Genomic DNA, 26,598 nt, shown 5'->3' with positions numbered 1-26,598 from the left:
CCCCGCCCCTGCCACGACCCGGCGTGCGGCAGGAACGTGATCCGAACGAAACGGCCCAGGTCAGTTGGGGCTGCGTTGGATACGAGTCGTGTCCCACAGGAGGCCACGCCGGCCATCGGCCACCTGCGCAATCAGGGCCTGCCCACGCTGCCCCACCGCGAGATACCAAGTCCCCGGCAACAGATCGGCCACCACCCGCGGAGACAAGTCCTCCGCAACAAGCTGCCGGGACTCGGGCACTGTGAACCAGTATCCAGAGCGCTCACCGTCCGGCTTCCTCACGCGTGTGCCCCCGGGAGGACTCTCTCGCGCGGACATCGCTCTCATTATCAGGTCCGCATCGCGGTCAGGATGCGCCCCGTGCCTCCGGGGTCCCGGTTCGACCCGGGACCGGAGCGCGGAAAGAACGAGTGACAGCTCTCCGACCGGCCGGCCGCTGCCCGCAGCGCCCAGAACCACGTCCGCGTCCACATCGCGTTCCGCGAAGCGGAGAGCCGTTGCGAGTCGAGCAAGGCCTGCGGGGGACTGATGTCGGCCGGCATAGCGAAGCAAGTCCAGTGCCATTGCGGGACGTTCACCTGCACGCAAACCCTGCGCCGCCTCCATCACATCCATCGCCGAGAGCATCTTCGCCGCATGGACAAGAGATCGATGCACACTGTCCCTGTTCCCTGAATTCCAGAGATCCAGCAGCGCAGGTACCAGTTCACTCACCGGCAGCCCCTGAATCAGCACCGGAGGAGTCCGGGCTGCAGCGACAGGTTCTCCGGGCCCTGTGGCGTGAGCGGCCGGGGGTGGCACGGCGGTACCGGCCTTGTCTGCTTCTGTCGCCATGGCCTGACCGCGGTGGCCTGCCGGGGCAGGCTCGGCGTGCCCCGGATCGCGGGGTACGGCCGGCACCTCGATGTCGGGCACGCCGATGCGAGGCGGCCCTACCCGGCCCGCCGCTACGTGACCTGTACGTGTCGTCAGCTGATCGAAAGGCACCTGCGAAGGTGGTGGTGGTGTCGGTGCACCAGGGGGTTCCGCAACATCGACCGCAGGGCTGCCGACAATCGCGGTAAGTGCCTCGGTGACCTCTTCAGCCGTTGCTCGCCCAGCAGGATCTTTGACGAGCAGACGCAGAAGGACGGGCGAGAGATCACCTGCGCTCTGCATCGGCCGGGGCTCCCTGCCACAGATCGCCGCAATCAATGTGGCGTAGGTGTCTCCTTGGAACGGAGGCCGCCCTTCGACCATCTCGTACAACGTCGCGCCGAGCGACCAGAGATCGGAGGCCGCGTCACCACGGGCGTGCTGAAGCTGTTCCGGGGAGGCGTATTGCAGGGTCACGGGAGCGCCCCCGTCCCCGGTCATGGCTGTTGCGTCAGCCATGAGCGCGATCCCGAAGTCTGCAATGAACACTCTCTGGCCGGAGAGCAGGATGTTGGCCGGCTTCAGATCTCGATGCACGACCTTGGCTCGATGAGCCTCTGTCAGCGCCGCCAGTACGGCCAGTCCGATCTCCGCCACCCGGCGTACCGGCAGCGGCCCTTCATCGTCGAGCAGCTCCTTGAGGGACGGCCCCTCCACGTGCTCCATGACGATCACGGGCGGATCGATCCGCGAAAGGATGTCAAACACGGTGACGATGCCGGGATGCTGACTGAGACGGGCCAGCGCCCTGGCTTCCCGCCGAAAGCGCTGCACCTGACGGCTTCGCTCCTCCTCACCGACGGCGAACCCGTAGAGGATCTCCTTGAGGGCGACGTTCCGGTCCAGTTCCTCGTCGTGAGCGAGCCAGACGCGGCCCATACCGCCCTTCCCAATGGCCCTGATCAGTCGGAATCGGCCATCGACCAGCTCACCTTGCTGCCCCATGACCATTACTCTAATGGCGCTTCACGCACACCGTGGAGATCGTCCGACAGGGCCGACCACCTGCTGCAACAGCAAGGGCCCGACCCCGCGACGCGCTCGCGGGGCCGGGCCCTTGTGTGTGCGGGTGCCTCAGGAAGAGGTGCCGCGCGGGAAGGAGACCTCCACCCGGCGGTTCTTCTTGCGGCCCTCTTCCGAGCTGTTGTCGGCGATCGGGTACTGCTCGCCGTAACCGCGGATGTCGAAGCTGACGGTCGAGCCCAGCTCCTTGACCAGCACCGATTGCACGGCGTTGGCGCGCTGCTTGGACAGCACATCACCATGGGCGGAGGAGCCGAGGTTGTCGGTGAAGCCGAAGACGCGCACCTTGGTGGCGTTCTGCTTCTTGATCTCGGCGGCGATGGCCGCGATACGGGAGTTTGCGGCGGAGCTCAGCTTGGCGCTGTCCTTGCCGAAGAGGACTTCGGCCTGGAGCGCGAACTTGATGTTCGCGTTGCTGTCCTCGCGACGCTCTTCGCCGCCCTCGTCCTCGATCACCTGGACGATGTCAAGGACCTTGGCGGGGGCGAGCGTGCCGCCTTCGGGCATTTTCAGATCAGGGTCGTTGGGGTCGAGCTTGACGGGGGGCACTGACGTCGCCTCGGTGCCGGGGGGCACGCTGGGGCCGTCGTCGGCGAGCGCCGACGACGCTCCGAACAACGTGGCGCTCGCCACCACCATGGCTGCCGCAACAGTAAGTCCGGCGGCACTGATCGGCTTCAGCCTAGTTCGGTTGTAGGTCATGTCAGCCGTCACCCTGAGATCTTCAGGGAAGCCGTCGCGAACGACGGCAGGGTGAAGTCAACCTCGGTCGTCGTACTCGGAGGCGCGGGGAACTGCATGAAGACTGGAATCGTCTTGCCAGCCAGCAGCGGCGGGATGCTTGTGGTGCAAAGGCATCGATACTCCGTGTCACGCAGCACGTAGTAACGCTTCTTCCCTGACTTATCCACCAGCGTGGCGCCAGCAACAGAGTTCGGGTTCTTGGAGGAGATCGTGCTCTCCGTGCCCGCCCACGTACTGGTATTGCGGGTCTCGCCACTGTCGTTCTTGATCTGTCCCTGAACGGTGACGAACCCTCCAGAGTCACGCTTGACCTGATTGATGACGAGCGTCAGCCCATCTCCCTTGACCTCGGCGAGTTTCACATTCGGGTCCACGTTGTCCCCGGCAGCAGTGTCTTCCTGCTCCGCCCCCTTGTCCCCATCTGAGGACTTGGACGGCGCGGAGGACGGCGACGAACCGGCGTCGTTCGTCTTTCCGCCACCATCAGTGCCGCAGCCGGTGATGGCCAGGGCCAGGGCCGCCGTCAGCGAGACGGCTGCCACTGCCCTTCGGGACTTGGTGGAGCGCCGAATGCTCATGGGTTCTTATTCCTTTACTCGTCGTTCGCTGTCAATTGTCGACCAGATGCACGTCGTAGAGAATCTTGCTCACCTGGGACCAGGGCGGAGGACTGCCCGGCGCGATTTCGACCATCCCGGCGTCCCCGCACGTGAAGATGTACAAGTCCTGGACACCGTCATCGTTGAAGTCCACGGACTTCCAGGTGCAGCGGAACTCGACTATGGCAGTGGCCTCAGCCTTCGCGAACGTCTTCTCCGTACCGGGAATCACCGACGAGTCCACCGGTTTACGGCCCTCGACCTCGACCTTAATCCGGTCTCGATAGCCGCCAGGTATCGGCTGGCAGTCGGTGACGTCAGCCTGATTCTCTGCGGCAAGCGCCTGAGCCGCAGGGCACCCGGTAACCGCGTGAGCCTGAAGGAACTGCTCCAGCATGTTCCCGGGGAGCGACGCGAGGAACGGGGCCTCAAAGTCCTCACGAGTCTGTTGAGCGGCAGCCAGCGCGGCAGCGTCCGCCGCACCCTGGGATCCATTACGCAGGGCCGCGGCCTTGCCGACAGCAAAGAATGCGAACACGAGGAAGAGCAGGCCCGCCACCATCACTACATAGATGGGGAAGGCCTGCCCTGCATCGTTGCGCGAACGACCAATCATCACTGAGTGGTGATGCTGTCCACCAGGCCCCGGATCTTCTGGCTGATCGCGCCACCGATACCCGTGGCCACGATCGCACCGATGATCGCCACGACCACCAGGATGATGCCCAGGTACTCGAACGCCGTCTGACCGCGGTCCTTGGCCGCGTAACGCTTCTGGATCGCGCTGACCGCGGTGTTGGCCCAGCCGTTGACGCGTACGGCGGTCTTCAGGGTGATGTCCGACATGGTGTTCCCCTCCGGGTTCGGCCGACCGGTAGCCGGCCGACTCGCACGTTTCTTTGGTGTCGCCCGCGGTACCGGCTTCCTCCTGGCCGGTGCCGCTGGCGACATGAGAAACATACGGCTGCACACCCTGCTCGCCGGAGGGTCCCAGGGCCCATTCCCGGGCCCAAAGAACCAGTTGGCCCTGTGCCGGTACGTGCTGGGCCCGACGCCCCGCACGCACCCCCACAGCCCCCCTCCCTCGCTCAGCCACGATGACCACCGGCCCCGCGCGTCCCTGGTCCCGCCGTGGGGGCCGTGCCGAGCCAGCGGGCGATGGCCTCGCTGCGACTCGCGCTGTGCAGCTTGGTGAAGATGCGGTTGATGTGATTCTTCACCGTCTTCTCGCTGATGAAGCAGGTGGCGGCGATCTGCTGATTGCTCATGCCGGACGCGATCAGCTCCATGACCTCCACCTCTCGTGAACTAAGCCCGTACTGCTGCCTGTTGAGAGCCACGCCCGGCCCCCCGGTCACGGAAGACTGTGCCACAACTGGTTGCAGATGCGAAAGACCCTGTGATGGTCGGACTGGACGCGCCGCAGGTGGAGACGGTTCAGGTTTGGGCACATGTGCAGGCGCACCGTGTTGCTGAACGGAACTTTGACCGTGGCCGTCGTAGCCGGGTCCTTGGTATGGAACGCCCGTGGTCAGGGCCGCGCCGAGTCCCTCCGGGAGCGGTCGTCCCTGTGGTCCGGGACCCTGGCGCATATGGGCGAGGAGGGCGTTGGCCGCAGTGGCGGTGAAGTGGGCCCGGCCGTTCTTGGTGTCGCGTACGGCCTGCACCAGTTGGTCGGCTGTGAACTCGCCGTGGACCAGATAGCCGCCCGCGCCCAGGCGGAGCGCCTCGTGGACAATCTCGCTCTCGCGGCTGTAGGTCAACATCATGACCGGTGCGACCTGCACGAGGTGAGGTAGAGCGGAGATGCCGTCGACGCCGGGCATCCGAACGTCGAGCAGAACAACGTCCGGGCGGTGCAGAACGGCCATGTCGTAGGCCTGGCGGCCGTCTGCGGCCTCTGCGACGACTTCGATGTCGTCGCGGCCGGAGAGCAGGACGCCCAGGCCGGCCCGGACCACGGGATTGTCGTCAGCGACGACGACCCGCAGGGCGCCGGGGACGGGCGTGGGTGCCGCCGCAGGGAAGGGAGGCAGAGACTGGGATGCCGCGGACTGCTGGGGGACGGGGGCGGGGAACGCGTGGGAGCTGGGCTCCGAGTTGAGCGGGGTGACGTGCGAGGACGTGTGCTGGGAGGCGTGGTTCTGTGCTGCCCAGTTCTGGCCCGACGCGCGGGAGACGTCGTCCGGCATCTGCGACCTCCTCTCAGGGGTTCTATGGGGGGTGAGGGTGGGGTTGAAGCAGTTCAGTTGGGCTTGCTGTCCAGTCCGGTTGTTGTTCAGTTCCGTTGCTCTGCGTCGGCAGCGGTGTGCAGAGCGGCTATCGGGAGCTCCAGGCGCACCTCCGTGCCTTTGGCGGCCTGGCCCTTTCCAATGCGGATGCGAGCGCCGATGGATGCGGCGCGTTCGACCATGCCGACGAGGCCGAAGTGCCCGGCGTGCCGGAGGTCATCGAGCGTGGTGCCTGCGGGCAGTCCGCGCCCGTCGTCGTACACGCTGACGCGCAGGACATCGCCCTTCACGCCGGCCAGTACAACGAGGTAGGTGGGTTGAGCATGGCGGTGCGCGTTCTCCATCGCTTCGGAGGCGACAGTGAGCAGCTGGCGCGCGACGACCTGGGGGACATGCGGGATCGGGGCGTCGTTGAGGAGTCGGAAAGTAGCTGTGAGGGCGTTACGGCGTGTGAAGTCATCGGCACGCGCCCTGAGTTCACGTACTACGTCTACGCCGCCATCGAGTCCGGACTCACGGCGCAGGTCGGAGAGGAGTTCACGGGACTCGGCAGCGGCCCGGCGGGCGGCGCGGGCGACCAGTTCGGCCTGGTGCTTGACGGTGAGCGGGTCCATGCGGTCGGACGAGCCGGCCAGGCCATCGGCGGCCAAGGCGAGGCCGTGCAGGGTCTTTGCGACCGAGTCATGCATTTCTCGGGCGAGCCGGGTGCGTTCGCCCTCCACGGCCTCGTTGACGGCGAGGCGGGCCCTGGTCTCGGTAAGGGCCTGGCTGGCTGTCCCGAAGCGGAGAAGCAGATTGCGCAGGGTGACACCCACCGCACCCGCGATGATGCAGAAGCCAGGGAGGAGGACCGCCGTGGCATCAGCAGGTTGCAGCTTCGGGTCTGTGTTGTACACACCGAGAACGATGACGATCTGGAGGGCGGCGAAGACCGCCGCGCCGCGCCAGCCGTAGACGAGTCCGGCCAGCAGCGGGGTGCAGACGGTGACGTACGCGAGGGTGGACTCGGGAGAAGCGGTGATCAGCAGCAGGGCTCCGAAGAAGGCGTCTATGCCGAGGAGCCAGGGGTGGCGCAGGAGTACGGGACCGAAGCGTTCCCAATCGCGGAACAGAACGTACGAGCCCATGAAGGTGACGAGGATGGCTGAGCCGATCAGCCAGGAGGCCAGGCCCGAGGCGGTGTGGCCGATCGCAAACGGGGTGGCTATGGCGATCATCGCGAGCCGGAAGCCGAAGACCTGCCGGCACATTGCCTGGAGCGCGTTGAGCTGGATCGCGAACGCCGGGCGTGATCCGGGATCGGTGATCGCCTGACGCACCTCCGCATTCAATCCGGTCTGGATGCTGCCGAGTTGGAACGACATGAGCCTGTCACCTCCCTCTGGCCATCCTGCTCACCGTCCGCGTCGCTCACGTCATCCGCCCGTGAGGAAGCTGAAGTCGACGTTGGCTCCGTAGACAAAGCCGACCGTCAGCAGCACCAGGGTTCCAGGGAGGAGGAAGGTGGTGACTGCGAAGGTCGCCTTGGGGACGGCCCTGGCCGCTTTCCTGCGGGCGTTCTGGGCGTCGGTGCGCCGCATGTCATTGGCAATCTGGATCAGCGTCTCCACGATCGGCGCACCCAGCTCCTCGCCCTGCTGGAGCGTGGTCACGAACATCGCGACCTGCTCCGAGTCATTGCGCTTGCGTAGCTGCTCGAAGGCCTCGCGGCGGCTGACTCCCATGTCCATCTGGCGCAGGGTGATGCGGAGTTCATCGGCCCAGGGGCCCTCGTACTTCTCGGCGACGCGTCCCAGCGCCTGACGGAAGCCGAGGCCTGCCGAGACGACGACGGCGAGGACGTCGAGGAAGTCGGGGAGCGTCCGGTCGATGTGGTCCCGGCGGACACGGACCGCCGACCAGATGCCGACCTCGACCCAGAACAGGCCGAAGGCGATCAGCAGCAGGGAGAGGAAGATCTGGCCGCGGATGATCATCGTGAAGGCGCCGAACGCGCCGAGTCCGCCGTAGACGGCGCGGCGTGCGGCGTAGCGGTCGATGGTCAGGCCGCCCGGGTTGCCCGCCATGTCGATCTGGCGGCGCTTCTTGTTGACGGCCTTGGGGCCCATCATCCGCAGGACCGCAGGGGCCCAGCGCATGCCGAGTCGGTCGATGCCGGAGCCGACCGCGCTGGTGCGGGTGGAGCCGACCTCCAGGGCGATCGCGAGGTCACCGGGGAGCTTCGCGTCGCGCCGGTACATGCGGATGCCGGCGATGGCTCCGTACACCGCGAGACCCATGACACCGGCGAGCAGAAGGTCCATGTGCGCCCCGCCCATCAGACGTCGATCCGGGACATGCGGCGGATCACGACGAATCCAATCGTGTACAGAACGATGGAGACGATCACCGCGACCTGGCCGATGAAGGCGCCGGTCATACGGTCGAGTGCGCCGGGCATGACTGCGTTCATCAGAAGCATGGCGCCCAGGCCGAAGATGGGGACGGCGTAGGCGGTGACAGTGACCTGGGAGAGCTGGGTCTTGACCTCACGCCGGGTCTCCTTGCGCTCCTCCAGCGTCTCGGTGAGGTTGCGCAGCGAGCTGACGACCGTACCGCCGGCCCGGTTGGACAGGACGAGGGTGGTGACGAGGACGACGAGTTCGCGGGAGGGCAGTCGGTCGGTCAGCTCACTCATCGCGTCCTCAAGGGGTTCACCGACGGCGAGGCGTCGGGAGACCCGGGCCAGTTCCTCGCCCGCCGGGTCCTCCATCTCATCGGCCGCCATGCTGATGGACGTACGCAGCGCAAGGCCGGCCTGGGTGGCGTTGGCGAGGATACGGGCGAGCTCGGGGAGTTGGTTGATGAAGCGTTCGGTGCGTTTGGTCCGCTGCCAGTTCAGGAAGGCGTTGGTGCCCCAGAGGCCGATGAGGGCGGCGACCGGGCCGAAGAAGCTGGCGAGCATGGACGAGGCGATCATCCAGAGGCCGGCCATGGCGGCGAGCGCATAGACAAAGAACTCGCCCGGTGTGATGTCGAGCCCTGTGGCAGCCAGCTTCAGTTCGAGTTTGCGGCCGAGGCCGGTCTTGCGCAGCCTGCTGTCGAGTCCCCGAAAGCGGCGGTGGCGACCGGTCTCCGGGATGTGGCCTGTGTGCGAGAGGCGGTCCACCAGGGCGTCCCGGTCGGCCTTCCCGCCGGAGTAGGCGTGAAGGCCGGTGACGCCCGTGACACCGCAGAGCAGTGTGACGCCGATCGTGAGAAGTGGGAGATTCGTCATGGCTCGGTACCTAGTTGGCCTCTCGGGTGGCGAGCTGTTCGGCGGATGCGGCGACTCCGAAGGCCTGCGGGATGGGCTGGCTGGCCATGTAGAGCCGCTCGGCGATCTTGCGCGGGATCGGGAGGTACTGGAACTCGCCGTTGATCCGCCCCTCGGCGTCCATCGGCTGGGCGTCGAACCGGGCGACGGTCACGATGCGGTACGGGTCGCGGCCGTGCGAGTCGAGGACGGCGATTTCGGTGACCTTGCGGGAACCGTCGGCGTGCCGGGTCAGCTGGACTATGACGTCGACGGCGCTGTTGATCTGGTCGTGCAGTGCTTCGAACGGGATCTTGATCTCGGACATCGAGGCCAGGGTCTGCAGACGCATGAGCGCGTCCTCGGCATTGTTGGCGTGGACGGTGGCGAGCGAGCCGTCGTGACCGGTCGACATCGCCTGGAGCATGTCGAGCGATTCACCGCCACGGACCTCACCGACGACGATGCGGTCGGGTCGCATACGCAGGGAGTTGCGGACCAGGTCACGAATGGTGATCTGGCCCTTCCCCTCGACGTTCGCCGGACGGGACTCCAACCGGATCACATGGCTCTGCTGGAGCTGGAGCTCTGCGGAGTCCTCGATGGTGACGATGCGCTCGCTGTCGGGGATGAGGCCGGAGAGCGCGTTGAGGAGCGTCGTCTTGCCGGTACCGGTGGCTCCGGAGACGATCACGTTGAGCTTGGCCTGGACGAGCCCGGAGAGCAGGATCAGCATCTGCTCGTCGAGCGAGCCGACGTTGATCATCTCCTGGAGCGTGAAGGCCCTCGGGAACCGTCGGATGGTGAGCGTGGCGCCAGTCAGCGACAGCGGCGGGATGATCACGTTGACACGCTCACCACTGGGTAGACGCGCGTCAACCATGGGGTTCGACTCGTCGACGCGGCGGTTGACGGTCGAGACGATGCGCTCGATGGTCTGCATCAGCTGCTCGTGCGAACTGAAGCGCATCGGGAGCTGTTCGACCTTGCCGCTGCGCTCGACGAAGATCTGGTCCGGTCCGTTCACCATGATTTCGGTGATGGACGCGTCTTCGAGGAGCGGTTCCAGAATGCCGAGACCGAGGGCCTCGTCGACGACCCGGCGGATCAACTGGGTGCGTTCGACGGTCGAGAGGACCGGTCCTTCGCGGCTGATGATGTGACTGAGTACGCGCTCCAGCCGGGCCCGCCGGTCTGCGGCGGCGAGCGAGGACATCTCCGCCAGGTCGATCTCTTCGAGCAGCTTGGCGCGGTAGGTGGCCACCATGTGGCTGTCCTCCCGCGCCCCGCTGTTCTTCTCGGGGGCGGTCATGCGTGCCCGCAGACTCATTCCGTAACTCCTCGTTCCAACTCGCTTGTTGAGCCGCTGGTGAGGCAGCGGCACCTGCGCCGCGGGGGTCAGGTGCGGGGCATCGTGGAGCTTCGTTCGGCCCAGCCCCAGATGTTCACGCCCGGAAGGATGTCAGGCACTTTGACGCGAGCGGTGCAGGTGACCTCGTCGAAGGAGGAAGGTCCTGTGATGTGCGCCCGGCGGGCGGTCCAGTCGCTCATCGCGTCTTTGCCCGCCCCCTCGTCACAGCCGCCCGTCGACATGCTGGCCATACGGGCTGCCGCGCGGGCCCCGGTCCCCGCCTGGTTGGCGGCGTACGCGGCGAGGCCGGCCTGGATCGCGAGGAGACCGACCAGGAGCAGCAGGGGGATGAATCCCAGATACTCGATGGCGACCTGGCCTCGGTCATGGCTGGTGGTGGTAGTCGCCGTCCGGCCAAATGTGTGCGTGCGCTTGGTCATCGCTCAGCCCTCCAACGGCGCGGCCGCATAGCCGGTGACCGGGAACTTCCAGTTGAGGACGCCGGGCACCAGGACCGGCACCTGCAGCTTGACCTCGGCCGTGTACATACCGGACTTGGAGCGGCACTTCGGCTGCTTCATGGCGTCTCGCCAGGCCTTCGGCAGGTGTTTCTCGACCGCGTCCCGGCATTCCTTCAACCGCAGGCCCTGTGCAACGGCGCCCTTGTGCGCCGCCTCATCTGCCGCGTTCCCCGCCAGGCTGAACGTGTAGCCGATCAGCGCGCACTGCCAGAGCGCGACCGCCAGCAGGATGATCAGCGGTGTGACACCCAGAAACTCGATCGCGGTCTGACCGCGGTCACGCTTGCGGCCGAGCAGCCTGCCGTACAGCCGGCCCCGCGTCCGGTCACGCGTCAGGCGGCCCCGCGCCGGGGACGGATCACCGTAATGCCTTCCCCGTATCTCCGTGTCTGTCGTCTCGGTAATTGCCATTGGTCAACTTGCCCCCTTGGTCGTCGCCCGGTTCCCGGCGTCGCCGTCGCGTCTGCCGATGCGTGGGCGCCCGATCGAGCCTCGGTCGTTCTTGAACATTCCGCCGCTCTTGGCGCCGCTCTTCTCGGCCTTCTCAGGAACCTTGACGATGCCGAGCTCGCCCGCAAGGGCCCAGAGGGCCTGTTTGACGGTGCTCTTGGAATCGAGTTCGTGCAGCCGGCCCGCGTCGACCACGCTCTGGAGTTCTTTGAAGTTCGCGGGAACGGCCGTGTTGGCCGTCCGGGTCCCGGTGATCTTCTCGATCAACTGCGGCTGGATCTCGGTGTTGCGGATGAACCGGTTGACGATGGTGACCGTCTCCTCCGCCTTGCGGATCTGGAGCCGGTCCCACATCCGTACGAGGCGCTTGGCACCGCGCACCGCGATCACATCGGGTGTCGTGACCAGCAGCGCCGTGTCGGCCATCTCGATGGCCGCGGCGCTCGCTCCCTGCAGCTGGCTGCCGCAGTCGACCACCACGACCTCGTAGCGCGAACGCAGGGCACTGACGATCTGCCGGGCCGAGCGGTCGCTGACTTCCTCGGCACTCTCGCCCTCACCGGGTGCCAGGAGCAGCGCAAGGCCGGAGCTGTGGCTGAACACGGCGTCGGACAGGACACGTGGTGAGATGTCGGTGATCGCCGACAGGTCGACGATGGAACGCCGGAACTGCACATCGAGGTACGAGCCGATGTCACCGGCCTGGAGGTCCAGGTCGACCAGCGCGACGGAGCGCCCGGACGCCTGGGCCGCCAGGGCGAGTTGTACGGCCGTGACGGTGGCTCCGACGCCGCCCTTGGCGCCGCTGACCGTGATGACCGTACCGCCGGGGCCGGTGAAGACATCGGCCCCGGCGCTCAGGTGTCGTCGGACGCCGACCGACCACTGGGCGGCGGACTGAACCCGGTTGGCCAGTTCCTCGTAACTCAGGGGGAGGGTGACGACGCCTCGCGCTCCCGACTCCATCGCGGACGAGAACAGACCGGGGGTGACATCGGCGGTGATCAGCACGACCCCGATGGCGGGGAAGCGCAGGGAGACCTCCCGGATCAGTTCCAGTGCCGGCACCGGACCGATCCGCTCGTGGACCAGCACGACCTCGGGCAGTTCGTCGAGCGACTCGCCCGCGAGCCGGGCGAGGGTGTCGATGAGCTGCGTCGAGTCACCGACCGGAGCGGCCGGCTCCGCCTCGGGGAGCTGGCTGAGCAGGGTGGAGACGGATCTGGCCGCGTCGACGTCACCGACAGCCGGGAGGATCCTGGTGGTCATTCGATCCTCACTTGTCCTTGTCGAGCGTGTAGGTGCGGTCGCCCGGGCGGATGGTGGCGTCGCTGCCGGAGGCGAGGAGCGCGAGGCGTACGTGCTCAGCGAAGGACTCGGCGTAGGCGATGCGCTGGGTGTCGAGCGTGTTGAGCGCGAAGGTGATCGGGACGGCCTCGGTGCCCATGTTGGACTTGCCGTCGCGGCTCGGCTCCAGGGCGGTCAGCTTGCCGACGTCCAGCACCTTGGCGTTGGAGACGATGACCTTCGACTGGGAAGGGGCGCCATCGTTCTCACCTGCGAAGGTGGCGTAGATGTTGACCGTGGCACCGGGGGTGATCTTGCCTGCGACGCCGGTCGCGGCGTCGATCATGATGGCGATCTCCTGCTCCCCGGGCTGCAGTTCGGGGCGCTTCTGCATCATGTCGGACTGGAGCAGCGAGCCCTTGCGCAGCTGGGTGACGGCGATCTTGCCGTTCACCTCGGAGAGGTCGGTCACCGCGTTGGTGGAGAGCCAGCGCTTCGGCATCGAGATCTTCTCGAACTGCCCGGACGACAGGGCGGTATAGGGCGCTACATCGGATTTCAGCTGGTAGGCCGAGACCTCGGGGCCGACCTTGGAGTTGACGTCGCTGATCACCGAGAGCACGCCGGCGAAGGCGCCGAAGGCGCACAGAACCGACAAAAGCAGGAGTATCACGCCGCGGCGCTGGCGGGAGTTCATGGGCCGGACAACCTCGTTCGAATCGGATGCGTGGGGCAGCGGACAGGAGGGCGTCTACGGAGGAAAGCGGAAGCGCTAGGACTGCGGTGGTGCGGGCGCTCCCTGGCTGAGGACACCGGCGGAGTGCATTCGGGTCTCGGCCGCGGGTAGCGGGGAGGAGCAGAACCCGCAGCGGTCACCGATGAGGTCCATTCCGCACCAGTGGCAGTTCTCGCGACGTACGGAGGACACCAGTTGGTACAGGACGGAGATGTCTGGAAGATAGGCAGCGAATTCAACCAGTTTTCCGGTTCCCCACCATGCTGGGGAATCAGAAGGAAGCGCGGCCTCGTGAATGGACTGGACCTGCCACGCGGGCGCCAGGGTCTGCTTCACCCACTCGGACTGCGACTGCCCTTTGGCGATCACCAGATCGGTGGCGAATTCCGGGCCGGTCGGTGGGTCCGCCTTCGGGCCGACCTTGACGAGCTGCGGGTCCGGCCCCGCGACCACGGCGAACTGGGAGCCAGGCACCCAGGACTTCGCGTGTGTCCTGAGGTCGACCGGGACCCGGTCGAACTTGGTGACGGAGTTCAGCAGGGCGCCCGCGTGGATGTAGTGGGACAGCAGCCGGGCGGCGGAGGCGACCACTCCCGGACTGAAGTCACAGATGGACAACTGGCGGAGCTGCCTTACGAGTACGGCGACGCCCAAGGGGGGGAGGTCCACCTTGAGCAGGGCGATGCGGTCGCTCTCCAGAACGGACCGCACGGAGTAGAGCCGGCGTTCATGGGCGGGCGCGATGCCGGTCGGGTAGACGGCGACGACGTAGCCGTGCTGTTCGAGCAGCACGTGCATGTCACCGATGGCCATCTCCAGCGCCTGGGCGTCGGGTGCCTGCAGCAGGGCTGCTGTCGGTGTCTGCTGGTCGGTCGGAGGTAGTACCAAATCAGCACTGGTCACTGCTATTGCGGTCGGCACGCTGTTCCCCGTTTCGGCTCCGGCCAAACGACGGTCATGACGTCGGCCGCAATCGCTCCTGCTCCGCGGTTCTGCCTCAGCACTTTATCCACGTCTTACCTGGCAGAGAACACTTTTCGGAGGTCAGTACGACAACCTGTGAGAGTCGCCTGCACAACATCTCCATGCTAAATCGGACCAAATCGAAAATCGTTAACTCCTGTACCACTGCGGAGTGTTACGAATCCACCTTCTGATTACCTGCCGCCGGAAATTAATCTCCGCACGTCAGGCCGGATGCGGAACCTGCCGCACGGGACTCCGACGGGGCCGGATCGTCACTGTCCGAGCATCTGGGCCGCGTCACCCACACGAGGGGCACCCGGCTCAACAAATCGTCAATTCGTTGGGGGCCCACGGCCGTTGCGGAACCTCTGAACGACCGTTCGCGGGTGACCGACGGGGCGGCCGCGGAGCGCTCCGGCGACCACGGCCCGCACAGCCGGCATTGCCAGAGGTCTTGACAACTTGATTGGTCTGGACCAGTTTATCGGCCAGCGGTGACCACCGTCGTTCAACTGCACTCCCCCTTCATCCCCGCGCCACTCCCCGGACGGCCCGGGTACCGCCGGTCGACCCCGCCGGCTCATCCCAGGTACCCCGCCCGGCATCCCCAACTCCCCCACGGAGGCAGCAAGTGGAACCTTCCCCCGTCAGCGGCCACAGAATCCGCAGGCGCCACACCCGGCCGCTCCTCGGCGGAGCCATGGCCGTCCTCGCAGCAGGCGCGCTGACCGCCACCGCTCTCGTCGGCAACGCCGAGGCCGCCGATGTCAACGTCGCCAAGAACGCGGGCTTCGAGTCGGGGCTCGCCAACTGGACCTGTTCCGGCGGCAGCGGCACCACCGTCTCCTCCCCCGTGCACGGTGGCACCGCCGCCCTCAAGGCCACCCCGGCCGGCCAGGACAACGCGAAGTGCACCCAGACCGTGGCCGTGAAGCCCGACTCGACGTACACGCTCAGCTCCTGGGTGCAGGGCGGGTACGCGTACATCGGCGCGAGCGGTACCGGTACCACCGACGTGTCGACCTGGTCCCCCGGCTCCAGCAGCTGGACCCAGCTCACCACCAGCTTCAGAACCGGCCCGAGCACCACCTCGGTCACGGTGTACACGCACGGCTGGTACGGGCAGGCCGCCTACCTGGCGGACGACATCTCGGTCAGCGGCCCCGACGGCGGTGGCGGCACCGATCCCGCGCCGGAGATCCCCGCAGCGCCCGCCGGTCTCGCCGTCGGCGCGACCACATCCTCCTCCATCGCCCTGTCCTGGAACGCGGTGTCCGGCGCGACCGGCTACACCGTCTACAAGGACGGCGCGAAGGCCACCACGTCCACCGGGACCTCCGCCACGATCACGGGCCTGACCGCCGACACGGCGTACCAGTTCGCGGTGACCGCCACCAACGCGGCCGGTGAGTCCATCAAGTCCGCGACGGTCAGCGGGCGTACGGCCCAGTCGGGTGGCAACCCCGACCCGGGTACCTCGGTGCCCAAGCACGCGGTGACCGGTTACTGGCAGAACTTCAACAACGGCGCGACCGTGCAGAAGCTCAGCGACGTGCCCGCGAACTACGACATCATCGCGGTCTCCTTCGCCGACGCCACGACCACACCGGGCGCCGTCACCTTCAACCTGGACACGGCGGGCCTGAACGGCTACACCGTCGACCAGTTCAAGGCCGACATCAAGGCGAAGCAGGCGGCCGGGAAGAACGTCATCATCTCGGTCGGCGGTGAGAAGGGGTCCGTCTCGGTCAACAGCGACGCCTCCGCCACCAACTTCGCCAACTCGGTCTACTCGCTCATCCAGGAGTACGGCTTCAACGGCGTCGACATCGACCTGGAGAACGGTCTCAACTCCACGTACATGACGAAGGCGCTGCGCTCGCTGTCGCAGAAGGCGGGCTCCGGCCTCGTCATCACGATGGCACCGCAGACCATCGACATGCAGTCCACCTCGGGTGAGTACTTCAAGACGGCGCTCGGCATCAAGGACATCCTGACCGTCGTCAACATGCAGTACTACAACAGCGGTTCGATGCTCGGCTGCGACGGCAAGGTCTACTCACAGGGCTCAGTCGACTTCCTCACCGCGCTCGCCTGCATCCAGTTGGAGGGCGGCCTCGACCCGTCCCAGGTCGGCCTCGGTGTCCCCGCGTCCACCAGCGGTGCGGGCAGCGGCTACGTCTCGCCGTCGATCGTGAACGCGGCCCTGGACTGCCTGGCCGTCGGCACCAACTGCGGCACCTTCAAGCCCGCGAAGACCTACCCGGGGCTCCGCGGCGCGATGACCTGGTCGACCAACTGGGACGCCAAGTCGGGCAACGCCTGGTCGAACGCGGTGGCCCCACACGTACACGGCCTGCCGTAACCACTGTCCGGCACCAGTGACCAGCAGCGCCGCCGCTCCCCCGGCGGCGCTGCTGCATGTGTCCCGGGCCTGTCCCGGACCCGGGCGCGCTGTCCGGGACAGGTCCGCCCCATGGCCTCGCGGGCACCCGCGTGCCACCGTGGTGGGGGCACGGTGGTGCGACAGGGGGAGTGACATGGCCGGGGCGCGGGTTCAGGCGCTGGGTGCGGACGATCCGACGGTGCTCGGGCCTTACCGGCTGATCGGGCGGCTGGCCTCAGGCGGCATGGGGCGGATCTACTTGGCCCGGAGCGACGGCGGGCAGAGCCCCGGGGAGTCCGGCCGGGGAGCCGAGGGCGCCGGTGGGCTCGTCGCGGTGAAGACGCTGCTCGCCGAGGGGGAGGTCAGCGATGTCGACCGGCGGCGGTTCGCCCGGGAGGTGACGCTCGCACAACGGGTCGACAGCGCGCACACCGCGCGGGTACGGGACGCCGATCCGGGCGCCGAGCGGCCCTGGATGGCCATCGACTACATCGCCGCTCCCCCGCTCTCCGAACTGGTCCGCACCTGCGGGGTGTTGCCCGCATCGGCCGTGCGATGGGCGGCGGCCGGCACCGCGGAGGCACTGGTCACCCTCCACCGGGAGGGCATCGTGCACCGGGACGTGAAGCCACAGAACGTTCTGCTGCCGCTCGACGGCCCCCGGCTGATCGACTTCGGCATATCCCATGCCAGCGACCTCACCCGCACCAGTCTCACCCTGGGCACCATCGCGTTCACCTCGCCCGAGCAGGCACGCGGCGAGCCGTCCACGGCCGCCTCGGACGTGTACTCGCTGGGCGCGACCCTGTTCCTGCTGGCCACCGGGCGGCCGCCGTACCGCGCGGACGGCGACACCCTGCGTCTGCTCGCCCGGGTCCAGCGCGGCGAACTCGACCTCGGCGGGCTGCCGAAGGAACTCGTCCCGACGATCCGTCCCTGCCTGGCCACCGACCCGGCCCAACGCCCCACGCCCGCGGATCTGCTCGGCCGGTTCCGGGCGGACCAGGCCGGGATGCCGGCGACGCACAGCGGCAGGCGCTGGCTGCCGCCGCGCTGGACGGAGCTGATCGGGGAGTACGCGGCCCAGGGCCGGGACCTCGCGCGCACGAACCGGATCGAACCGGAAGCCTTGACCGTCGACCAGCGCACGAGCGTGGTGCCGCCGCCGAACACCACCCGGATGTACACCGAGGAGCGCGAGGCGCACCTGCGGCGGCTGCGGGAACGCGCCGCGCGGGAACGGCAGCGTGCCGCCGAGGAGCACGAGCGGGCCGAGCGGGCACGGGCCGAGCGGCGTGCCCGTGCCTCGTCAGCACGGCCGTCGTCGTCCCCGTCCGCGGCATCGTCCGCGTCGGCACCCCGCCGCACACCCACACCGACACCGACACCGACACCGACGACACCGGCGGCGAAGAAGTCCTCGGGCAGCGGCTGGCTGCTCATCCCGGTCCTCTTCTTCGTACTCGTGATCTGGCGGCCCTGGGAGTCCTCGGGCACGAACAGCACCACGGGCAACACCAGCAGCACCGCGTCCGGCGGGAGTGCCTACGGTTCCACTGCGAGGCAGACCCCCACACCCACCCCCACGCCCACCCCCGACGCCATGGACCTGGCGTTCCGCGCCGTGCGTTCCGGCGACTGTCTCAACGTCTACGACGACGGGCACGGGAGGTGGAGCGCCTCGGTACCCATCCGGGTCGGCTGCGATTCCGCCAACGCCTATGTCCGCGTCACCAGCGCCACCTCCACCTCCGGTTCCCCGTACGACTGCAGCAGCGGAAACGGTCGCGGCGAGTGGCACCACTCGGCGGACGACGGGTTCGACACGACCCTCTGTCTGTCGCGTCAGTTCCGTAAGGGCCAGTGCTTTCCCGCCGACCTGAAGGGGAGCGTCCAGGCCGATCTGATGGTGGTCTGGAACTGCAACTCCGACCGTGTGCCGCTCGCGGGCTACTCGATCGTGCAGATCACCGGCTACTACCGGGCGCCCGAGTCGTACAGCGGCCAGATCTGCCCGACGGATGCCGGGCAGCAGTACTGGTACTGGAAGGTGGACGGCGACAAGAACATCGTCTGCACCCGCCAGTCCTGACCCGGACCCGGCACCCGGCACCCGGCACCCGGCAGAGTGCGGCCGACAAGGCGTGGCCGGCAGTTGCTCTAGATCACCAGGCTGAGCAGCGCCGCCACCGCGAACCCCGCGACCGACAGGACCGTCTCCAGGACCGTCCAGGACTTCAGGGTGTCGCGTTCGGAGATGCCGAAGTACTTCGACACCATCCAGAAGCCGCCGTCGTTCACGTGCGAGGCGAAGATCGAGCCGGCCGAGATCGCCATGATGATCAGCGCCAGATGCGCCTGGGACATGTCCTGGCCCTCGACCAGCGGCACGACGATGCCCGCGGTGGTGACGATCGCGACCGTCGCCGAGCCCTGGGCTACGCGCAGGACCACGGAGATCAGCCAGGCCAGCAGGATGACCGGCAGGCCGACGTCGTTGAAGGTGTCGGCGAGCGCGTCCGCGATGCCGCTGGCCTTGAGGACGGCGCCGAAGATGCCGCCCGCGCCGACGACCAGCAGGATGTTGCCGACCGGCTTCAGGGATGAAGTGGAGACCGATTCGAGGGACTTGCGGGACCAGCCGCGGCGGATGCCCAGCAGGTAGTACGCGAGCAGCAGCGCGATCGTCAGGGCGACGAAGGGGTTGCCGAAGAACTCGATGACCGATCGGAAGGTGGAGGGGTCCAGCGCGATGGAGGAGAACGTCGCGGCGAGGATCAGCACCAGCGGGGTGCCGATGATCGTGAGCACGGTGGAGAGCGCGACCGGATCCTCGCGCGGGGTGACCCCGGCGGCCCGCTGCTCGGCGACGACCGCGGCCTTGGCCTCCTCGGCTGCCTCGACCATGTCCTGCGGGACCTCGACGAAGATCCGCTTGCCGATCCAGGCGGCGTAGCCCCAGGCGGCGAGTACGGACGGGATGCCGACGACGGCGCCCATCAGGATGACCCAGCCGAGGGAGACATGGAAGAGTCCGGCGGCGGCGACCGGTCCCGGGTGCGGCGGCAGGAAGGCGTGGGTCATGGAGAGGCCCGCCAGCAGCGGCATCGCGTAGAGCAGGATCGACTTGCCGGAGCGTTTGGCGGCGGCGTACACGATCGGCGCCAGGACGAAGATGCCGACGTCGAAGAAGACCGGGATGCCGAAGATGAGGCCGGTCAGGCCCATGGCGAGCGGGGCGCGCTTCTCACCGAAGAGGTTCAGCAGGCGGGCGCTCAACACCTCGGCACCACCGGACACTTCGAGGATCGCGCCGAGCATCGTGCCGAGGCCGATGATGATCGCGACATGGCCGAGGATGCCGCCCATGCCGGATTCGATGACGGAGACGGCGGCGGACTTCTGGACCGTACCGAAGAGTTCGGTGACGGAGAGACCGGCACCCAGGCCGACGGCTATGGATACGGCGAGCAGCGCGACGAACGGCTGCAGTCTGACCTTGATGATCAGGAAGAGAAGGAGCGCGATCCCGAGGGCGGCGACGGTCAGCAGACCGGCGGTTCCGTCGATGAGCGGGAGGAGTCCACCGGTGTGGGGTGGCGTCTCGGCCGGTTGTGGGGTTGCGGCGAGCAGCATGGGTAACTCCGTTGTCGGAGAGGGCTTTTGGGTAGGGGGGAGCGCGGCACGGCGCTCCCGTGGTGCTGGGCGCCGTGCCGTGCGTGGTGATGCGGTGGAGCGGGTGCGGCAAGTGGATCAGCTGGTTCAGCCGAGGACCGCGAGCGCGTCGATCTCGATCAGCAGGCCCTTGGGGAGGCCGACGTAGACCGTCGTACGGGCGGCCGGGGCCGCCTTGAGGTTCTGCTCGCCGAAGTAGGCGTTGTAGATCTCGTTCATCTCGGCGAAGTGGTCGACGTCCGTGAGGTAGACGCGCATCATCATCACGTCGTCCCAGCTCGCGCCGCCCTCCTCCAGGATCGCCTTGACGTTGGCGAAGGTCTGGAGGGTCTGCTCGCGCAGCGTCGGACCGGCGGGGGTCGGGGCCTGGCCCTCGACGGCGGGGAGGAAGCCGACCTGGCCGGCGACCTGGAGGATGTTCCCCTTCTTCACGCCGTGCGAGAACTTCGCGGGCGGCGTGGTGTGGGTGCTCGGGGTGAGGGCGATCTTCTCGGTCATGGCTGTTCAGGCTTTCTTGGGTTGGTTGGTGCCGGAGTACTCCCGGCTGATGGTGTCGGCGGTGCGGCGCACCAGGGGGAGCAGGGTGAGGAGTTCCTCGGCCGTGACGACGACATTGGGTGCGGAGACCGACATCGCGGCGACGACCCGCCCGTCCGCACCCCGGATGGGGGCGCCGATGCAGTTGATGGACTCCTCGTGGCCGCCGAGGTCGGTGGCCCAGCCCTGTTCGCGGACGACGGCGAGCTCCTTGAGGAAGGCACCGGCGTTCGGGATCGAACGGGACGTGTACATGGGGTAGTCGAGCTTCTCGGCGATGGCGCGCCGCTCGGGCTCGGTGAGATCGGCGAGGAGCAGCTTCGCGACGGCGGCGACGGTGATCGCGACGGGCTTGCCGATCCGCGAGTACATCCGGACCGGGTAGCGGCTCTCGACCTTGTCGATGTAGAGGACCTCGTGCTCCTCGTACACCGCGAGATGCACGGTGTGGCCGCAGCTCTCGTTGAGTTCGACGAGGTGGGGGTGGGCGATCTCCCGTACGTCGAGGTTCTCGACGGCCTCCTGCGCGAGCGCGAAGAGGCGGGCGCCGAGGCGGTAGCGCTGGTCCTGCTGGCGGTAGACGAGTCCGTGCTCGTGAAGCGTACGGAGCAGGCGCAGCGCGGTGGACTTGTGGACGCCGAGCCGCTCGGCGACCTGGCCGAGGTCGGCGGGCCCCTGGGCGAGCAGCGGCAGGATGCTCAGCGCCCGGTCGACGGTCTGGCTCATGCGCGTGCCTCGCTGCCCTCGGCCCGGTCTTCGCCCGGGACGCCCCTCTTGTCCGTTCGCTCGCTGCGCTCGCTCACGTCGTACGTACCTCCTGGTCGTCCCCCGTCCACCCGGGGCCGAGACGAAGTCTCCCCCAGGCCTCGGCGTCCAGTGCGGCAAGGGCGTCGGCGTGAGCGCGGGCGGGAGGGTCGGTGAGGTCGCCGGGGACGGTGAGGACGGCGGCGGCCATGAGGTGGCCGTGCCGGACGCGGTCGCGTACGGGGAGGTCGCGGAGGGTGGCGGAGAGGAACCCGGCGGCGAAGGCGTCACCGGCGCCGACGGGGGCGACGACGTCGACCCGGAGGGCGGGGACGGTGGTGACGTCGTCGGCCTCGCCCGCGTCCGAGAAGACCGTCGCCCCGTCGGGCCCGCGCTTCACGACCAGCACCCCCGGCTCCGGCAATGCCGCGCGAATCGCCTCCGCGCCCTTCACTCCCCACGCCTCCTCCGCCTCGTCCTCGCCGACGAAGACCAGGTCGGAGCGGCGGGCCAGGTCCAGGAGCACCTCGGGGGCCGCGTCGGCGTCGCGCCACAGGCCCGGCCGGTGGTTGACGTCGAAGGAGATCAGCGGGCGACCGGGCCGCGGGGCGGTCAGGGCGTGGAGCAGGGCCAGGCAGTCCGCGGAGAGCGCCGCCGTGATGCCGGACAGATGCAGGACGCGGCCCGCGAACAGCGCCTCGTACGGGACGTTTTCCGGGGACATCGCGGAGGCGGCGGACCCGGCCCGGTAGTACGCGACCTCGTGCACATCGGTGGCCCGGTCCGTCGCCGTACGGAAGTAGATCCCGGTGGGCCGCGCCGGATCGCGCTGCACGGCGGAGGTGTCGACCCCGTAGCCGGCGACCGCCTCGACGAGATGGTCCCCGAACCCGTCCGCACCGACCCTGCTGATCCAGGCCGCCCGGTGCCCGGCGGCGGCGAGCGCGCAGGCGACATTGGACTCGGCGCCGCCGATACCGCGGCCGAAGGAGGGTACGTCGGCGAGGCGTCCGGGCTGCGACGGCAGGAACGTCACCATGGACTCGCCGAGGCACACGACTTCGGCGGCCGTGGCGGCGTCGGCGGTCCTGGCCGGGGTTCCGGACACTCGGGGCTCCTCGCGGGGTCGGCTGGTTCGGTGATGTGGCGGGGCAGCGGTTCAGGGAGAGGCGGCGCCGGCTGTCGGCTCTCGGCATTGACCCGGCGTCGGCTCGGATGTTAGACAGCGTTAAGCGATATGCGCAATGGGCGTTGCATATGCTGCAACGAATACTTCGATCGAGGAGGCCCCCTTGGCCGCCGACCGTCCTGTGACCGGACTTGCCGACGAGCTGGTCGACCACCGCTTCAAGGCGCTCCCGCCCGACGCGGAGGGCCTGACCGTCGGCGCCCTCGCCGCCGAGCGACGCAATCTCTTCACGGGCGGTTTCACCACTCCGGTGCTCGCTCTGTCCGCCGAGTCGGTCGAGCACAATCTCGCCCTTCTGGAGACGTACGCGGAGCGCCACGGGCTCGCCTTCGCCCCGCACGGCAAGACCTCCATGTCCCCACAGCTCTTCGCCCGCCAGCTGGAGCACGGCGCCTGGGGCATCAGCGCGGCGGTGCCGCACCAGGCGCGGGTCTACCGGGCGTACGGGATCCGGCGGATCTTCCTCGCCAACGAGCTCGTCGATGCCGTGGCCCTGCGCTGGCTCGCCGGTGAGCTGGACTCCGATCCGGACTTCCGCTTCATCTGTTACGTCGACTCGGTGCGCGGCGTGGAGCTGATGGACGAGGCGCTGCGGGCGGCGGGCGCCTCCCGTCCCGTGGACGTCGTCGTGGAGCTGGGCGCGGGCGAGGGCGCGCGTACGGGTGCCCGTACCGAGGCCGAGTGCGCGGCGGTCGCCGATGCCGTGGCCGAGACCTCGACGCTGCGTCTGGTGGGCGTGGCCGGTTACGAGGGCGAGGTGCCGGACGCGTCCGGCGAGCGGGTACGGGAGTGGCTGCGCCGGCTCGTCGCGCTGGCCGTCGGCTTCGACCGCGCGGGCCGGTTCGCGGCGTCGGCGGCCGACGAGGGGATCGTGATCAGCGCGGGCGGCAGTGCGTGGTTCGACGCGGTGGCGGATGTGTTCGCCCAGATCCCGGAACTCTCCGGTCCGGTGCTCAAGCTGCTGCGCTCGGGGGCGTACGTCTCGCACGACGACGGCCATTACCGCCACATCACCCCGTTCAACCGTGTCCCGGAGGAGGGGGCCCTGCAGCCCGCCTTCCGGCTCTGGGCCCAGGTTGTCTCCCGGCCCTCCCCCGAGCAGGCGTTCCTCAACGCGGGCAAGCGGGATGCGGCGTACGACCTCGACCTCCCGCAGGCACAGGTCGTACGGTCCGGCCGCGACGGCTCGGTCCGGCCCGCGGAGGGTGTCGCGGTCAGCGGCCTGTCGGACCAGCACACGTGGGTGCGTACGGAGCCGGGCGCGGAGCTGGAGGTGGGTGACTGGGTGGGGATGGGTCTGTCGCACCCGTGCACGAGCTTCGACAAGTGGCAGCTGATTCCTCTGGTGGAGGCGGACGGCACGGTCACGGACTACATCCGCACGTTCTTCTGATCCCTGCCCGTCCCTCCCCGTGACCGGGGGCTCCGCCCCCGGTCACGGCGCTCCTCGATCGCCGGAGGGGCTTGATCCTGGCGAAAGGCGGCCCATCCCATGGACCTGGTCATCCGTAACGCACACGTCATCGACGGCACCGGCGCCCCCGCCCACCGCGCGGACGTGGCCATCGGCGAAGGCCGGATCATCGAGATCCACCCCGAACACGCCCCCGGCCCGCGCCCCACCGGCCGCCGTACCCTCGACGCCGACGGACTCGCCCTCTCCCCCGGCTTCATCGACATGCACGCGCACAGCGATCTCGCGCTGCTCCGCGACCCCGACCACAGCGCCAAGGCCGCACAGGGCGTCACACTCGAAGTCCTCGGCCAGGACGGCCTGTCGTACGCCCCGGTCGACGACCGCACGCTCGCCGAGGTACGGAAGACGATCACCGGCTGGAACGGCGACGGTTCGGACCTCGACTTCGACTGGCGCACGGTCGGCGAATACCTGGACCGCCTGGACCGCAACTTCGACGGCCGGGGCATCGCGGTCAACGCCGCCTACCTCATCCCGCAGGGCACGGTCCGGATGTACGCGATGGGCTGGGAGGACCGCCCGGCCACCGATGCCGAGCTGACCCGGATGAAGGAGCTCGTCGCCCAGGGCATGGCAGACGGCGCGGTCGGCATGTCCTCCGGCCTCACCTACACACCCGGCATGTACGCGAACGACGCCGAACTCACCGAACTGTGCCGGGTGGTGGCCGGTTACGGCGGCTACTACTGCCCGCACCACCGCTCGTACGGGGCGGGCGCGCTCGGCGCGTACGAGGAGATGGTGCAACTCACCAGGAACGCGGGCTGCGCCCTCCACCTCGCCCACGCCACCATGAACTTCGGCGTGAACAAGGGCAAGGCACCGGAACTCCTCGCCCTGCTCGACGACGCCCTCGACGCGGGCGCGGACATCTCCCTCGACACCTACCCGTACACGCCGGGCTGCACGACCCTCGTCGCGATGCTGCCGAGCTGGGCGAGCGAGGGCGGACCCGAGTCGATCCTCACCCGCCTCGCGGACGACAGGGCGGCGGAGCGGATCCGGCACCACATGGAGGTGCTGGGCTCGGACGGCTGCCACGGTGTGCCGATCGAGTGGGACACGATCGAGATCTCGGGCGTCAGCGTGCCCGGCCTCGCCGGCCATGTCGGCCGTACGGTGGCCGAGTCCGCCCGTCTGCGCGGCGAGGCCCCCTGGGTGACCGCACGCCGGCTGCTCATCGAGGACCGGCTCGGCTCCACGATCCTCCAGCACGTGGGCCACGAGGAGAACGTCCAGCAGATCATGCGCCACCGTGTGCACACCGGCGGCAGCGACGGCATCCTCCAGGGCGACAAGCCGCACCCGCGCGCATACGGCACGTTCCCGCAGTATCTCGGCCGGTACGTACGGGAGTTGGGCATCCTGTCGCTGGAGGAGTGCGTCGCCCACCTCACCTCCCGCCCGGCGAAGCGGCTGCGTCTGACCGACCGGGGACACGTACGCGAGGGCTACCGTGCGGACCTGGTCCTCTTCGACCCGGCGACGGTGGCGGCGGGCTCCACATTCGAGGAACCGCGTACGTTGCCGGCCGGCATCCCGCATGTGCTGATCGACGGCCGCTTCGTCATCGAGGACGGCCGCCGGACCCAGGTGCTGGCGGGCCGGGCCGTACGGGGAACCGGACGCGCCCAGGGCCTATGAGGCATCCGGGCCCTCGGCCGCACGCTCCTTCGCCCAGGCCAGGTCCTCCTCGGTCGGGGCGTCGTCCTGGGTGAGGCTCGCCCGCCAGTAGCCGCTGAACTCCACGGCGGCCCTGGGCAGTCCGCGCTCCTCGACCAGGTGGCGGCGCAGGGTCCGCACCGCCCCGGCCTCACCGGCCAGCCACGCCGCACCGGACCCTGCGGGCAGTTCGGCGCCCCTCACCGCGTCCGTCAATGTCTCGCCCCGGTCCCGGTGCACCCAGTGGACGGTCACCTCGCCGGGCGAGTCGAGCAGCTGCTCCTCCGCCTCGTCGGCCACCTCGGCGTACACCACCGCCCGAGCCCCGGACGGGAGGGATTCCAGGAGCGTCCCGATCGCCGGGAGCGCCGTCTCGTCCCCGGCCAGCAGCAGCCAGTCGGCGGCGGGCAGCGGCCGGGCGTACATCGACGACGGGCCGACCATGCCGAGGACGTCCCCGGGGCGCGCGTCCCGGCCCCAGCGGGCGGCGGGTCCTTCGTCGCCGTGGAGCACGAAGTCGACGGCCATCAGGCCGAGCCGTCGGTCGTACGCGCGAACCGTGAAGCTCCGCATCAGCGGACGTTCGGGCTCGGGGATCGCGAGGTAGGCCTCGTACCACCGCATGCCGTACGTGTCGTCGGCGTCCGGCTCCGGCAGCCGGGGCACGTCCTGCCCCTCTCTCGGGAAGCAGAGCTTCATCTGCTGGTCGGGCCGGTCCTCCATGAGCTCCGCCGACGCGTCCCCGGCGAAGGTGATGCGTGCTGTCCGCGGGGTGATCCGCTCCACGCCCACGACCCGTACGTACGACACGGGCAATGCCTGCCCCATCGC

Annotated in this window: 24 protein-coding genes; 4 read left to right on the top strand and 20 right to left on the bottom strand. The window is 68.5% G+C overall.

Annotation, left to right across the window (positions count from 1 at the left end; translation table 11 throughout):
- Positions 1–60: 60 nt before the first annotated feature.
- The 15 genes from ACFVYE_RS17360 to ACFVYE_RS17290 all read right to left on the bottom strand — a co-directional run bounded on the left by ACFVYE_RS17360 (position 61) and on the right by ACFVYE_RS17290 (position 14,034).
- Positions 61–1,860 carry a protein kinase gene (locus tag ACFVYE_RS17360; protein ID WP_389606177.1) on the bottom strand — a complete coding sequence of 600 codons (1,800 nt, stop codon included), beginning with the start codon at positions 1,858–1,860 and terminating at the stop codon, positions 61–63.
- A gap of 129 nt (positions 1,861–1,989) precedes the next feature.
- Positions 1,990–2,640 carry an OmpA family protein gene (locus ACFVYE_RS17355; RefSeq protein ID WP_389606175.1) on the bottom strand — a complete coding sequence of 217 codons (651 nt, stop codon included), beginning with the start codon at positions 2,638–2,640 and terminating at the stop codon, positions 1,990–1,992.
- A gap of 8 nt (positions 2,641–2,648) precedes the next feature.
- Positions 2,649–3,260, bottom strand: a complete 612-nt coding sequence (locus tag ACFVYE_RS17350) for a hypothetical protein (protein ID WP_389606173.1) — start codon at positions 3,258–3,260, stop codon at positions 2,649–2,651.
- 31 nt (positions 3,261–3,291) lie between these two features.
- Positions 3,292–3,897: a pilus assembly protein TadG-related protein gene (locus ACFVYE_RS17345; protein WP_389606171.1), complete on the bottom strand. Its 606-nt coding sequence runs from the start codon at positions 3,895–3,897 to the stop codon at positions 3,292–3,294.
- Complete coding sequence (locus ACFVYE_RS17340; protein ID WP_389606169.1) at positions 3,897–4,127, bottom strand: hypothetical protein; 231 nt, start codon at positions 4,125–4,127, stop codon at positions 3,897–3,899. The genes ACFVYE_RS17345 and ACFVYE_RS17340 overlap by 1 nt, the downstream gene beginning before the upstream one ends.
- Positions 4,128–4,369: 242 nt before the next feature.
- Positions 4,370–5,473: a response regulator gene (locus ACFVYE_RS17335; RefSeq protein WP_389606167.1), complete on the bottom strand. Its 1,104-nt coding sequence runs from the start codon at positions 5,471–5,473 to the stop codon at positions 4,370–4,372.
- 86 nt (positions 5,474–5,559) lie between these two features.
- On the bottom strand, positions 5,560–6,876 hold the full coding sequence (locus tag ACFVYE_RS17330; RefSeq protein WP_389606165.1) for a sensor histidine kinase: 1,317 nt from the start codon (positions 6,874–6,876) through the stop codon (positions 5,560–5,562).
- Between the two features lie 51 nt (positions 6,877–6,927).
- Entirely contained in the window at positions 6,928–7,815 is an 888-nt protein-coding gene (locus ACFVYE_RS17325) for a DUF5936 domain-containing protein (RefSeq protein ID WP_389606163.1), read from the bottom strand.
- 14 nt (positions 7,816–7,829) lie between these two features.
- A complete protein-coding gene (locus ACFVYE_RS17320) occupies positions 7,830–8,768 on the bottom strand; it encodes a type II secretion system F family protein (protein ID WP_389606161.1) in 939 nt (312 codons plus the stop codon).
- 10 nt (positions 8,769–8,778) lie between these two features.
- Complete coding sequence (locus tag ACFVYE_RS17315; RefSeq protein ID WP_389606159.1) at positions 8,779–10,116, bottom strand: CpaF family protein; 1,338 nt, start codon at positions 10,114–10,116, stop codon at positions 8,779–8,781.
- Between the two features lie 68 nt (positions 10,117–10,184).
- Entirely contained in the window at positions 10,185–10,577 is a 393-nt protein-coding gene (locus ACFVYE_RS17310) for a TadE/TadG family type IV pilus assembly protein (protein ID WP_389606157.1), read from the bottom strand.
- Positions 10,578–10,580: 3 nt separating this feature from the next.
- Positions 10,581–11,069, bottom strand: a complete 489-nt coding sequence (locus ACFVYE_RS17305; protein ID WP_389606155.1) for a TadE family protein — start codon at positions 11,067–11,069, stop codon at positions 10,581–10,583.
- A gap of 3 nt (positions 11,070–11,072) precedes the next feature.
- Positions 11,073–12,377, bottom strand: a complete 1,305-nt coding sequence (locus ACFVYE_RS17300; RefSeq protein WP_389606153.1) for a CpaE family protein — start codon at positions 12,375–12,377, stop codon at positions 11,073–11,075.
- A gap of 7 nt (positions 12,378–12,384) precedes the next feature.
- Complete coding sequence (gene cpaB / locus ACFVYE_RS17295) at positions 12,385–13,092, bottom strand: Flp pilus assembly protein CpaB (protein ID WP_389606151.1); 708 nt, start codon at positions 13,090–13,092, stop codon at positions 12,385–12,387.
- A gap of 75 nt (positions 13,093–13,167) precedes the next feature.
- The gene (locus tag ACFVYE_RS17290) at positions 13,168–14,034 is read right to left on the bottom strand and encodes a hypothetical protein (protein WP_383962903.1); all 867 of its coding nucleotides are present in this window, start codon (positions 14,032–14,034) and stop codon (positions 13,168–13,170) included.
- A 763-nt stretch (positions 14,035–14,797) separates the two neighbouring features.
- On the opposite strand from ACFVYE_RS17290, the gene ACFVYE_RS17285 reads away from it, so the two are divergent.
- Both ACFVYE_RS17285 and ACFVYE_RS17280 read left to right on the top strand, forming a co-directional pair.
- Positions 14,798–16,462, top strand: coding sequence for a chitinase (locus tag ACFVYE_RS17285; protein WP_383962935.1), 1,665 nt, complete (start codon positions 14,798–14,800; stop codon positions 16,460–16,462).
- A gap of 175 nt (positions 16,463–16,637) precedes the next feature.
- Positions 16,638–18,575 carry a serine/threonine-protein kinase gene (locus ACFVYE_RS17280; protein WP_389606149.1) on the top strand — a complete coding sequence of 646 codons (1,938 nt, stop codon included), beginning with the start codon at positions 16,638–16,640 and terminating at the stop codon, positions 18,573–18,575.
- Positions 18,576–18,643: 68 nt separating this feature from the next.
- On the opposite strand, the gene ACFVYE_RS17275 is transcribed toward ACFVYE_RS17280, so the two are convergent.
- From ACFVYE_RS17275 to ACFVYE_RS17260, 4 genes are all read right to left on the bottom strand, one after another.
- On the bottom strand, positions 18,644–20,119 hold the full coding sequence (locus ACFVYE_RS17275; RefSeq protein ID WP_383962897.1) for a GntP family permease: 1,476 nt from the start codon (positions 20,117–20,119) through the stop codon (positions 18,644–18,646).
- Positions 20,120–20,245: 126 nt separating this feature from the next.
- Positions 20,246–20,656, bottom strand: a complete 411-nt coding sequence (locus tag ACFVYE_RS17270; protein ID WP_093897317.1) for a RidA family protein — start codon at positions 20,654–20,656, stop codon at positions 20,246–20,248.
- Between the two features lie 6 nt (positions 20,657–20,662).
- Positions 20,663–21,421 carry an IclR family transcriptional regulator gene (locus ACFVYE_RS17265; protein WP_327273255.1) on the bottom strand — a complete coding sequence of 253 codons (759 nt, stop codon included), beginning with the start codon at positions 21,419–21,421 and terminating at the stop codon, positions 20,663–20,665.
- Positions 21,422–21,494: 73 nt separating this feature from the next.
- Positions 21,495–22,547 (bottom strand): sugar kinase, encoded by a 1,053-nt coding sequence (locus ACFVYE_RS17260; RefSeq protein WP_389606145.1) that lies wholly within the window; start codon positions 22,545–22,547, stop codon positions 21,495–21,497.
- 184 nt (positions 22,548–22,731) lie between these two features.
- Here ACFVYE_RS17260 and ACFVYE_RS17255 point away from each other — a divergent pair, with 184 nt between their 5' ends.
- Both ACFVYE_RS17255 and ACFVYE_RS17250 read left to right on the top strand, forming a co-directional pair.
- Positions 22,732–24,021, top strand: coding sequence for an amino acid deaminase (locus tag ACFVYE_RS17255; protein WP_389606143.1), 1,290 nt, complete (start codon positions 22,732–22,734; stop codon positions 24,019–24,021).
- Between the two features lie 99 nt (positions 24,022–24,120).
- On the top strand, positions 24,121–25,749 hold the full coding sequence (locus ACFVYE_RS17250) for an amidohydrolase family protein (RefSeq protein WP_389606141.1): 1,629 nt from the start codon (positions 24,121–24,123) through the stop codon (positions 25,747–25,749).
- Here the strand turns inward: ACFVYE_RS17250 and ACFVYE_RS17245 are convergent.
- Positions 25,744–26,595: a siderophore-interacting protein gene (locus tag ACFVYE_RS17245; RefSeq protein ID WP_389606139.1), complete on the bottom strand. Its 852-nt coding sequence runs from the start codon at positions 26,593–26,595 to the stop codon at positions 25,744–25,746. The two genes, ACFVYE_RS17250 and ACFVYE_RS17245, sit on opposite strands and share 6 nt — an antisense overlap.
- Positions 26,596–26,598: the final 3 nt, after the last annotated feature.

It is taken from the genome of Streptomyces sp. NPDC058239 (assembly GCF_042882185.1).
Classification (GTDB): domain Bacteria; phylum Actinomycetota; class Actinomycetes; order Streptomycetales; family Streptomycetaceae; genus Streptomyces.
Note: the sequence above shows the minus strand (reverse complement) of the source record. Positions and strands in the feature narration are given on the sequence as shown.